The following is a 7088-nucleotide window of genomic DNA, read 5'->3' on the forward strand; positions in this document are numbered from 1 at the left end:
TGGGTTAATCCAGTTCGAACTTCTTCTGGTAAAACCACCGAATACGTCGCTCCTGCAAACGTCTGCTCCTGTCCTCTTGAATGATCCGTTGGAAGATCGAGGACAGGCAAATCGGACAACTGTTCTTTCCAGTAGCTCAACTCCTGCTTTATCACTTCACTTTTCATCCATGCCTGTTCCTGTAGAGCGTAATCGACATATTGGATGGGTAGTGCTGGTAAAGAAGGTGTCTGTTCCTGACATATCGCAGTATAAGCCATCCATAACTCTTGCAATAATTGCTGAATCGACCAACCATCCGCAATAATGTGATGCAAATTGATATAAAGAACAGAAACTTTGTGATCTACTTGATAGAGATATGCACGATAAAGAGAATCTTGTAAGAGATCAAATGGTGTTTGCACGTCTTGATTCATGCACTCTAATGCTTCATCAATCGAACAAACTTGAAACACTAATCCATTTCCTTTTGGTCGAATGGCCTGATAAACTATCCCTTGCTCTTCATAAAAAGTTGTTCTTAAAGAGTCATGTCGATCCACTATCAACTGAAAAGCTTTTTCTAGGGCTTCCACCTGTAAGTCCCCGTTTAACTTCATAGCCAATGGAATATGGTAAGCAACACTATTTTGTTGCAACTGATGATAAATCCACAATCTTTCTTGAGCTGATGACAAAGGAAGCTTAGCTGGTCGTTCTTTTCGCTTAAACTGTACAGATTTCTCTGTCGCTTTTGCACTTGCCAAGATACCAGCAATTGTTGGTGTTTCAAAAAGTTTCCGTAGATTGATCATATAGGGCAGTAGTTGGTTCATCCGAGCTATTACTTTCGTAGCCAACAGAGAATGTCCACCTAGTAAAAAGAAATTGTCTTGTAGTCCAACCTCTACTCCTAATACATCTTCCCAAATAGCAACCACTTGTTTCTCTTCCTCAGTTTGAGGAGCTACAAAGGTATCTACTCGCGAGAAGGAAACTTCCGGTAATTTACTTCGATCTATTTTTCCATTAGCTGTCAATGGTATTTCTTCTAAGATGACAAAATGAGTTGGAACCATATAACTAGGTAACTTCTCATGTAAGGTATTTCGCCAGCTCACTTCATGAGATTCCTCTTGGCAGCTAGGCACTACATAAGCGATTAATTGTCCCTTTTGTTCTAGCACTACTGTGTCAGATACAGAATCAAATTGACTAAGAAATGCTTCAATTTCACCTAATTCAATGCGGAAGCCACGTATTTTTACTTGTCGATCAAAGCGACCCAAAAATTGCAGGTTACCATCGCCTAAACGTTTGACTTGATCTCCTGTCCGATATAGTCGTCCAAAAGTAGGATGCTGCATATATTTTTCAGCTGTCAATACAGGTTGGTTATAGTATCCAACTGCTAATCCTGATCCACCGACATACAATTCCCCAGCCACTCCAGTTGGAACTGGATTACCATAAGCATCTAATACAAAAGCGGTCACATAGTCAATTGGCTTCCCAATGGGTGGTGTAGACTGATGAACACCTTGTTTTAGTTCCACTGCTGTCGAAACAACCGTATTTTCCGTTGGACCATAATGGTTGACAACAGAAATGGGAAAATTTTCAGGTGGATAAATGCGTAAAGCATCTCCTCCTGTCAACAAATACCGAAGTGCAACTTGTGCTGGCCAATCCAGCACCAAGAGGCTTTCTAACAACGGAGTTGGAACGAAACTGACCGATATTTGTTCCTCTAACAAAAAAGTCTTTAATTTCTCAGGGTCTACCCTTATTTCTTCTGACGGCACAACCAATGTTCCACCACTTACTAAAGTAGGCCAAATTTCCCATACAGATGCGTCAAAAGCTGGACCTGCCAACAAAGTAGTTCGATCTAGTGGAGTGAGTGCATAAAATTTGCAATGCCATTGCACTAAATGTAGCAGGGATTCATGCGATACCATTACCCCTTTCGGCAATCCTGTAGAACCTGAGGTATAAATCATATAAGCCAAATCAGTGATCGGTGTGATCACCTCCATCTCATCTGCTGAAAAAAGTTTGACTTCATCCCATATTTCATCAAGATAAAAAGTTGAAGTTTCCATTTTATGTCTCTGCTTTGAATGAGCAAGTAAAAGGCTCAACTTAGCATCTTTGACAAGATACGTAATTCTCGACTCCGGATAAGCAGGATCAATGGGTACATAGGCTGCTCCTAGTTTTAAAACAGCTAGAGCGGAAATAACCAAATCTGCCGATCTCTCCATACAAATCCCGACAAAATCTCCTGCCATTACTCCATGCTGTCGTAAATAATGCGCAAGTTGATTGGCTTTTCGATTTAATTCTCTGTAGGAAATCAAGTTACCGTTGTCTTCCATTGCAATGGCAGTAGGTGTGGAAATAGCTTGGTGTTTAATTCTATCTTGGATAGATAAAACAGACATGAGGCGGGAATTTGCTACTGGTTGCAGAAGCTCTGTTTGTTCATCGAGAGTAAGGAAGGAAACTTCTCCTACTTTTTGATCTGGATCAGAAACCAACTCACGGGCTAAATTCGACAAATGCTTACATAATCGCTCCATTGTCTGACGACTAAATAAATCAGTATCGTACTCACAAACAAGATCTGCACCTGATTCACGTTCTCCAATCGATAATGCAATATCATATTTGGTAGTAGTAATAGGTAATTCTTTTCCTGCAAAACCCATGCGATCTGTTTGTTTTTTCTCTTGCAACGTAAACATCACTTGGAACAAAGGAGAATAATCCAGACTTCGTTCTGGAGCCACTTCTTCTACTACTTTTTCAAACGGGATCGATTGATGTCGATAAGCATCAAGTGCAGTTTGTCGGATTTGTTGTACAAAAGAACGAAAGGTCGGATTCTTTGTCAAATCCCCTCTCATGACAAGTGTATTGACAAAGAAACCAATCATTTTTTCTGTTTCTAAATGCTCACGGTTTGCAATTGGTGTCCCCACCGCAATATCTTGTTGACCGCTATAGCGGTGTAACAACACTTGATACATGGCAAGTAAAGTCATAAAGAGTGTAGCATCAGACTCTTTTGCCAACGCTCGAATGCTCTGCCATAATTCATTATCCCAAGATATCGACACTACATCCCCACGGGATCTGCGAACTTTTGGTCTTGAATAATCAGTCGGCAAAGAGAGTACTGACAAATCGGCTAACTGCTTTTGCCAATAACTCGTATCCAAATCTTGAGTCTCTTGCCAAGCTGCATAATCTGCATACTGCAAAAGTTCTTGCTCTTCTTGTTTCCATTCCTTTGCTAATACAGCTTGATAGATCGCACAAAGTTCTGTGAAAAACAGATCAAATGACCAACCATCAGTAATGATATGGTGCATGACAAACAAACATTGTTTTAAGTCTTTTGTGATCGCTATTCTCCAAAGAGGAGGTGTTGTGAGATCAAATGGTTCATTTGCTATTGAATGTAACTGTTCTTTGCTCTCCACTATGGAAAGTGGTACCTTTATTTCCTTGGAAATAATTCTTTGAACATTCTCCTCTTCCTCCACATAACTCGTTCGCAATATTTCATGTTTTATCATCATCTGCTCTAAACTTAACTCCCAAGCTGATAGATCTAATTCCTCTTCCCTTTCGAATGCGACTGGAACGTTGTAGGCTTCTTTCTTTTCCAGCAATTGATTCATCCACCACAACCTTTTTTCTGCATACGATAAAGGAAGGGGTGTGGAACGATCGATGTATTTCAATCTTTCTTCTTTCCCTTTCGTTGGAAGTTGAGCAGCCATCGAGCGAATAGTTGGATGTTCAAAAATAACTTGGAGTGGTAATTTCACTTGAAATTCCCGATTCATTCGTGAAACGGCTTGTGTTACTAACAACGAATGAGCACCTAGCTGAAAAACATTGTCATTTGCCCCCAAACGATCAATCTCTAAAATGTAGGACCAAATTTCACAAAGCTTTGCTTCTTTTTCTCCATTTGGGGCTTCATACTTCTGCGTTGCATTCGTCGGCATCGGCAAAGCTTTTCGATCCAATTTTCCATTTACGGTTAGTGGCAAACGATCTAAAACGATATACAACTGCGGCGCCATATAGGCAGGCAAACGGTCTGCCACATAAGTTTGCCATTCGGATTTTGCTTCTTGATCTGCTACGACATAAGCCACCAGTTGTTTACCATAATCCTGCTGCCTTGCAATAACTACTGCATCTTGGATAGTTGGATGGGAAACAAGGACTGTTTCAATCTCTCCGAGCTCTAACCAAAAACCATTTATCCTCACTTGGGAATCATTTCGGCCAACAAATGCAAGGTTTCCATCTGGTAACCATTTGACCTTATCACTTGTCCGATAAATACGACCAAAAGCAGGGTGTTCAATACATTCATTTGTAATGTCTGGTTGATTCTCATACTCTCTTGTTAACCCATTTCCACCAATCCACAACTCCCCTGTAACTCCTATAGGGGCAAGTTGTTTGTTGGAATCTAACACATATACTTTTCGCCCTGAAATCGGACGACCAATTGACGGCAATTTATACAATGGGTGATCAAGTTGATCTGCCTCAGCCCATACATGTAATAATTTTTGCTCTTCTAAACTTGTAAAACAAAGGTCCTCTAAGCGTATGTGTTCTCCAGAAACAATCTGCTCCAATAAGGAAATAAAACAGGTCTGTAGCTGCCGAATCACAGGAAGCGAAAATTGATTCATATGGTACATCCATTTGAAATGCAGTTGTTTATCGGCTGCTGTTACTAATGTCAGTGGATAATGAATTTCTTCTTTACCTTGTGTAAACCGCATCGATAATTCCGCTTCTTTGCTTTGTTCCTTAGTGGGATAATTCTCAAATACAAATAAATAATCAAATAAATTTTTGCTTTCCGGAATGTCGCTCCACTGTTGAATCTCTATCAATGAACAGTATTCAAACTGCCTCATTTCCTGAAATGACTTTTGCAAACGACTGAGCCATATAAGAATGGCTTGGTCGGATGGAATAGTTACCCGTACAGGTAAAGTGTTTATCATCATCCCAACCATCGTTTCCACTCCACGTAATTCCGCAGGTCTACCAGATACGGTTGTTCCATAAACCAGATCAGTCTCTCCACTAAAAGCTTTTAGCAGCAATGACCAAGTTCCTTGCAACAACGTGTGTAAAGTAAGATGATGCTCACGACAAAAATCAGTAAGTTCAATTGTTTGTTGCTCGGACAAAGACACACAAGATTCACCAGATTTTCTTTGAGTATCTTTATTAATGTCCAAAACACTTAGTTGAACAGGAGAATCATACCCTGCTAGTTGCTTTTGCCAATATTTTTTTGCTTCTTCTCTATTTTGCTCTGCAATCCATTTCATATAATCTGCAAACGGACGATTACTCGGCAGCAAGATTGGTTTATTTTTGAGCACTGCTTCGTAAATGGAAGTAAGCTCATTCAGTAATAGCGGCATACTCCAACCATCTATCAGCAAATGATGGTAACTCCATATCACTTGGTAGACATCTTTCGCCAAACGCATCAGATAAACACGAAACAATGGTCCATCCTGAACATCAAAGCCACGTTCTCTATCTTGCTTGACATACTCCTCTATCCATTTCTCTTGATCTTCTGCTGGATGTTCTCTCCAATCCACATTTTCCCAAGCTAAGGAGGAAGCACGATAAACCAGCTGATGGGGAATGTTTAATCCTTCCCATAAAAACGTAGTTCGCAAGACTGAATTACGCTCGATAAGTATTTGCCATGCTTTGTGATAAGCATCCAGATGGAGTTGACCTTCCAATACAAAACCAATCTGAACAACATATTCACTACTTTCATGCTGATAAAGAGAATGAAAAAGCATACCATTTTGTAAAGGAGACAAAGGATAGACAGATTCTAATTCTTTTCCATTTATCTCTACTAATTCATTTGATTGCAACCTGGCAAGTGGAAAATCAGACAAAGCATATTCGTCTATTTTTCGTTTTTCCAACTCTTGAAGTGTGATTCTTATTTGTTCTAAAAGATACATCATCGTAGCTTTATGGAAAACAGTATTGCTATATAACAAGGTAATTTGTAATTTGCTTTCTATCAGAACGGCTACTACATCAATAAGATGTGGCCGAATAGCTGATGGCGCACTTGATTTTCCTGCGTTCTCGGTTGTTATTCCCTGAATCAGCTGGACTTCATTACCATCGGATATGGTCACAAATTTCCCCAAATAGTTGAAGCTGATAGAAGCTTTGCTAGCTTCTAACGGCTTGGGATGTAAATGTCGAAGCAAACCATATGTCAATCCTTGTTTACTCACTTGTCTTAAACGTTCTTTGGTTTGATGCAATACTTCTGTGAGTTCCATCCCCTGTGCTGTTAAGTTAACAGGATAGAGGGAAGTAAACCAGCCAACCGTACGAGATAGATCCATGCCTTCTATTTCTTCTCGACCATGTCCTTCTATATGGATGGTGTGTTTGTTATCCCCAGTCCACTTTTGCAGGGAGTAAACAAGTGCAGTCAATAGTACTTCCTCTATAGAAGCATGAGTTTCCGCAGTCGTCTTTGTGATCATGTGTTTCGTCTCTTCTGGAGAAAAAATAATTTGAACTTGGTCTACGGATTGTTCCGTATTTTCTCCTGTTTTGTCTAATGGTAGAGAAGTTGACTGCACTTTCTCCCACCTTGTTCGCTCTGTCTCTACTCTTTCGCTTGTTGCTAATTTCTGAAGATACTCCGACCACTGGCGATAGGAACTGGTTTTCTGGGGTAACTGTACTGGTTTTCCAGCTGCAAGTTGTTGGTAGATCGTCTCGATGTCTTCTACTAGAATTCGCCAAGACACACCATCCATCACCAAGTGATGAGCAAGGAGGAACAATCTTCCTTCCGTTTCCGAGAAGCGGAACCAGATCGCCCGGAATACTGGTCCCTCCGTTAGATGTAAGCTCGCTTGGGCTTTCTCTGCTCTCTGTTCCAACCACTCGATGGGATTTTCTTTTCCTCGCAGGTCCACTACTTCCAGTTCTGCTTCCCCTTCTGCTCGGTAGTATTGCTTCCAGCCGGTTTCACTTGGAACCAATCGCAT

At 40.6% G+C, this 7088-nt stretch carries 1 protein-coding gene; it reads right to left on the minus strand.

What is annotated here, in order from left to right:
* Positions 1-7088 (minus strand): amino acid adenylation domain-containing protein (locus AC5WOF_RS19365; protein ID WP_496051586.1); only part of this gene is annotated, 7088 nt, incomplete at both ends.

The organism is Shimazuella sp. NTD250, assembly GCF_059510375.1.